Source organism: Thermodesulfobacteriota bacterium (assembly GCA_039028315.1).
In the GTDB taxonomy this organism is placed as follows: domain Bacteria; phylum Desulfobacterota_D; class UBA1144; order Nemesobacterales; family UBA2774; genus CR02bin9.
Genome location: JBCCIH010000194.1, coordinates 1 through 4,299, shown reverse-complemented (window position 1 = coordinate 4,299; position 4,299 = coordinate 1). Strand labels below are relative to the sequence as shown.

Annotated in this window: 8 protein-coding genes; 4 read left to right on the top strand and 4 right to left on the bottom strand. The window is 38.7% G+C overall.

Annotation, left to right across the window (positions count from 1 at the left end):
- The 4 genes from AAF462_10470 to prfA form a co-directional block, all read right to left on the bottom strand.
- Positions 1 to 116: crotonase (locus tag AAF462_10470; GenBank protein ID MEM7009546.1), on the bottom strand; the 116-nt coding region annotated here is incomplete at its 3' end.
- 21 nt (positions 117 to 137) lie between these two features.
- Complete coding sequence (locus AAF462_10465) at positions 138 to 500, bottom strand: hypothetical protein (GenBank protein ID MEM7009545.1); 363 nt, start codon at positions 498 to 500, stop codon at positions 138 to 140.
- A gap of 34 nt (positions 501 to 534) precedes the next feature.
- Positions 535 to 1,260 carry a cytochrome c biogenesis protein gene (locus AAF462_10460; GenBank protein ID MEM7009544.1) on the bottom strand — a complete coding sequence of 242 codons (726 nt, stop codon included), beginning with the start codon at positions 1,258 to 1,260 and terminating at the stop codon, positions 535 to 537.
- 152 nt (positions 1,261 to 1,412) lie between these two features.
- On the bottom strand, positions 1,413 to 2,468 hold the full coding sequence (gene prfA / locus AAF462_10455; protein MEM7009543.1) for a peptide chain release factor 1: 1,056 nt from the start codon (positions 2,466 to 2,468) through the stop codon (positions 1,413 to 1,415).
- Between the two features lie 82 nt (positions 2,469 to 2,550).
- Between prfA and AAF462_10450 the strand changes: the two genes are divergently transcribed.
- The 4 genes from AAF462_10450 to AAF462_10435 form a co-directional block, all read left to right on the top strand.
- Positions 2,551 to 2,760 carry a hypothetical protein gene (locus AAF462_10450; GenBank protein MEM7009542.1) on the top strand — a complete coding sequence of 70 codons (210 nt, stop codon included), beginning with the start codon at positions 2,551 to 2,553 and terminating at the stop codon, positions 2,758 to 2,760.
- A 1-nt stretch (position 2,761) separates the two neighbouring features.
- The gene (locus tag AAF462_10445) at positions 2,762 to 3,124 is read left to right on the top strand and encodes a cell division protein ZapA (GenBank protein MEM7009541.1); all 363 of its coding nucleotides are present in this window, start codon (positions 2,762 to 2,764) and stop codon (positions 3,122 to 3,124) included.
- Positions 3,060 to 3,755, top strand: coding sequence for a 5-formyltetrahydrofolate cyclo-ligase (locus tag AAF462_10440; protein ID MEM7009540.1), 696 nt, complete (start codon positions 3,060 to 3,062; stop codon positions 3,753 to 3,755). The genes AAF462_10445 and AAF462_10440 overlap by 65 nt, the downstream gene beginning before the upstream one ends.
- 1 nt (position 3,756) lies before the next feature.
- A partial coding sequence (locus AAF462_10435; GenBank protein ID MEM7009539.1) for an Rnase Y domain-containing protein occupies positions 3,757 to 4,299 on the top strand: 543 nt, incomplete at its 3' end.

The following is a 4,299-nucleotide window of genomic DNA, read 5'->3' as shown; positions in this document are numbered from 1 at the left end:
GAGCCTAATTCTTTTAGTGTATCCCAATTAAGAACATTCAGAGCTTTAGGACGGTTTATCGTTAGCGTTCCAACAAATCCATCTTTTTCAAACTGTATATATTCATTTGCCATCATAATCTCCTATGGTCTAAAAAATCAGCATTTTTTCTGTGTTACTTTTTTAGTTTTGCTCTTTGTCTTTGATGCCGGTTCTTCTGGGGCGCTTTCTAAGTCTTGGATCTTTTCTTCTAGCCTGGCAATTTTCATCTCCAGCGAGTCAATGGTATTTATAAGCTTATCCATCTCACCGCGCTGCGGGATGTTTCTGTTCTCTAAAGATTGCTCCATAAAAGCATGAACATAGTTCTTAAATTCTGAAGATTTTTCGACTGCACGGTCCATAAGTGGGCTATTGAACCAAACATCCATCATCTTATGTGTGGACTCTTCCCAGGATTCGTAGAGTTGTTTAAAGTAGCCTAGATAATAGACTTCATCGAGTTGTTTTTTCTTGGCCAAGACTTATCTCCAGTACAGGTTGTATTAATTAGTATTAACCGAGTAAATCCTGTTGTCCAGGGGTGATATAGCCGATAACAAAAAGCGTAAGCATTATTATTGCAAATCCTAAAATTGCTCCCCATGCTGCTTTTCTTCCCTTCCATCCAGACTGAAGCCTGCCATGTATAAGAAGAGCATATAGAACCCATGTTACCATTGACCAAGTTTCCTTGTGGCCCCAGTCCCAGGCTGTTCCTGTGAGTTCTTTCGCCAATAACAGGCCAAGCGCAATACCGATTGTTACGAGAGGAAAACCTATCATAAGGCAAATGTGGTTTATCCTATCAAGTGTAGTGAGTGAAGGGAAGTTCTGTAGAAATTTCCCTACGTGTTTGGATTTAATCTGATTTTCCTGAAATATGTAGAGCACACCAGATATAAAAGCTACTGTGAATAGAGCTTCTCCTATTAGTATGAGTGCTATGTGTATAAGTATCCATGGATTGCTCAGCGTTTGGTTTGGATCAATTATTCCTTGTGGCAAAATGATATAGGGAAGAGTTAAAATAAATGCCAGAGGGGCTGCGAACGCTCCCAAGAGCGAGGCTTTAAACTTAAACTGAGATGCGACATAGACAAGTGAAATGAACCATGCAAAGAGATAGAGTGTTGTGTCAAATCCTTGGGCTAGTGGTTTGCCGGATGTATAAACAAAGACAATATTTATAGTTTGTATAACTGCGCCAGCTAGAATGAAGTAGAAACCTACCTTAGCCAAATTCCTTTTCTTACTCCAGAAATGGCTACCGTAGAAAATTGCCGATAAAAAATAGCAAAGAACAACAATCCAGTTGAGATTCATATCTATATTTTATTAATGATAGAGCTAAATACAATAAAACGGGCAAAGTTGTGAATTGATTAGGATATTTAAATCCCACTTCCTTTAAGAGCTTCGGTTTGGTAATAAGTTGTAAGAGCTTGCATTAATTCATCAAGCTCGCCGCTTAGAATTGCGTCAATTTTATAGAGCGTAAGATTGATTCTGTGATCTGTTATGCGGCCATCTCTAAAATTATAAGTCCTGATTTTCTCGCTTCTCTCCCCAGTTCCAACCTGGGTTTTGCGCTCGTCGGCAAACTCGCTCTGCTTTTTTTCTTCTTCAATCTCAAATAGTTTAGCCTTAAGCATTCTCATAGCATGGGCTCGGTTTTTGTGCTGCGATCTCTCATCCTGGCACTGAACCACTATGCCGGTTGGCAAGTGGGTGATCCTGATTGCGGAATCTGTTTTATTGACATGCTGACCTCCTGGACCTGAGGCTCTATATGTATCCACTTTTAAGTCTTTCTCGTCTATTTCTACTTCGACATCGTCAGGTTCAGCCAAAATTGCAACAGTTGCAGTGGAAGTATGAATTCTGCCGCTGGTTTCTGTTGCCGGCACACGCTGTACTCGGTGAACTCCGCTCTCGTATTTTAATTTGCTGTATACTTTTTTCCCTTCTATTGAAGCAATTACCTCTTTTATACCGCCCACGCCGGTTTCGCTAATGTTTATTACCTCGATTTTCCAGCGTTTCTCCTCTGCATATCGGGAGTACATCCTAAATAGATCACCTGCAAAGAGCGCTGCCTCATCCCCGCCGGTCCCCGCGCGTATCTCTAAGAAAACGTTTTTCCCGTCATTTGGGTCCTTAGGCAATAAGAGAAGTCTAAGATCGTTCTCAAACTTATCTCTTAGAGGAATTAGCTCATCAAGCTCTTCCTGAGCAAGTTCTGAGAGCTCTGAGTCCTTAAGTAGTGATTCATTTTTATCTATTTCTTCTACTGTATGTTTGTAGCTTCGATAGATTTCTATGATCTCGTCCAGGTCGGAAAGCTCTTTTGAGAACTGATGAATCTGCTGCGGGGTTATCTCAGGTTTGCTTAGATTCTGCTGAATTTCTAAATATTTTTGCTCGACTTCTTCAAGTCTACTTAACATTGAAGCTTCTGCCATTTCGCCTTTTATCTTCACACATCTTGCAAAAATTTCAAGATAAGATTAAACTTGTGAAGGTAAAACAATGGAAACAATGGATATTCTTGAGGATAAGATAAAAGAAGCCTTGTCACGAAAGACGCAGCTTGAGGCTGAGCATAAGAATCTTTCTAATGAAGTCACAAAACTTCGCGAGAGTATTGAAAAGCTTGAGAAGGAAAGAGAAGACATGAGACTTAAACTCGATAGGGTGATTGAGAAAGTCGAAATTTATTTAAGCAGGTCAGAGGCTTAGTATGAAACGTCTAAAAATCAGGTTTTTTGATATAGATTATGTGATTAAAACAGATGCAGATGAGGACTATGTCCAAAAGATTGCATCTTTTATTGAAAATAAAGTTAGAGAAATTTCAGATGTAGAAAGTGCTATGGTCGTGCCTCGCTCGTTTCTTTTAGCTATGCTCAAGATAACCGATGATTACTTTAGAGTAGAAAAGGATTTCGAGGAATTTAAAGATCGTGCTGAGGAAAGATCAAATAGATTATTACAAATATTGGAAAGCTCCCTTAAAGAAAACGAATCATTTAGTTCCGATGTTGGGACAATTAGAGAGGAAACCTCTAGAGAAGAATTGGAAGACTCTTTTAAACAAAGATGATTATAGGCAAAATAAGTCTCTCTCCCTAGCAAGAGAAGGGAGTTTCAATATTCCAGATGCTAAGCAAAATATCAGAACTGTCATATCTGATGTTAGGAAAAAGCTAAGTGCAGCTGAGATAGATGAGAAAAGTTCAACTATCTCAGATCATATAGTTGAGTTAGAAGCATTTAAGCTAGCCAAAAGCATTTCACTTTATTCCCCAATTCTAAATGAAGTCAGAACTAGTGCCATATTTAAAGCCGCGGTAGGGCTTAAGAAGGAGGTTTATTTCCCTAGAGTAAATTCTCTTTCTTTAGACTTTTATAGAATCTACGATCTTAACGACTTGGTTCAGGGTAGTTTTGGAGTTTTAGAACCTGTGCCAAATAAGCATAAAGTAAATCTGGAGCAGGTTGATCTTTTCATTCTGCCGGGTTTAGCATTTGATAAATCAGGAAATAGACTGGGTTTTGGAAAAGGATTTTACGACAGAGCCCTAAAAAATATTTCAGAGAACAAAAAAGTTGGTATTTGCTATGATATTCAACTGCTCAGCTCAATTCCTACTGATGAACATGACAGTAGAGTGGGAACTATAATTACAGAGCAGGGTATAGTTTTTTCTAGGAGAAAGTTAGGAGGAAAATAACATGTCAGCATGGATAGTTATTTTGGTGGCTGCTATTTCATTAGTGATAGGTTTTGCTGTTCATTATCTCTATAGACAACTTGAGTTAAAAAAGAATATAGGTATAAAAAAAGATGAAGCCCAAACTATAATAGAGCTCGCCGAGAAAGAAGCAGAAAAGGTTAAAATAGAAGGTGAATTAAAAGCTAAAGAGATTCGCGAAAAAAGAACTGCAGAGTTGGATCGTGAATCCAGAGAGAAACAAAAAGAGTTTTCAAAAGTCGAAAAAAGACTTCAGAAAAAAGAAGAGACTTTAGACGGCAAATTTGAGTCCTTTGATAAGAAAGAAAAAGAGGTCTTAAAACTAGAGCGTGATATGACGCACAAGGAAAAAGCTCTGGAAGAAAAGGAAAAAGAATTAGACGCTGTGGTTGAAGATGCCAAGCAGAAGATTGAACAGATTGCCGGAATGACCCAGGAAGCTGCCAAAACAGAGCTTATAAACATCATTGAGGATGAGGCTAGGCACCAAGCTGCTATAAGGCTAAAACAGATAGAGGAGCAG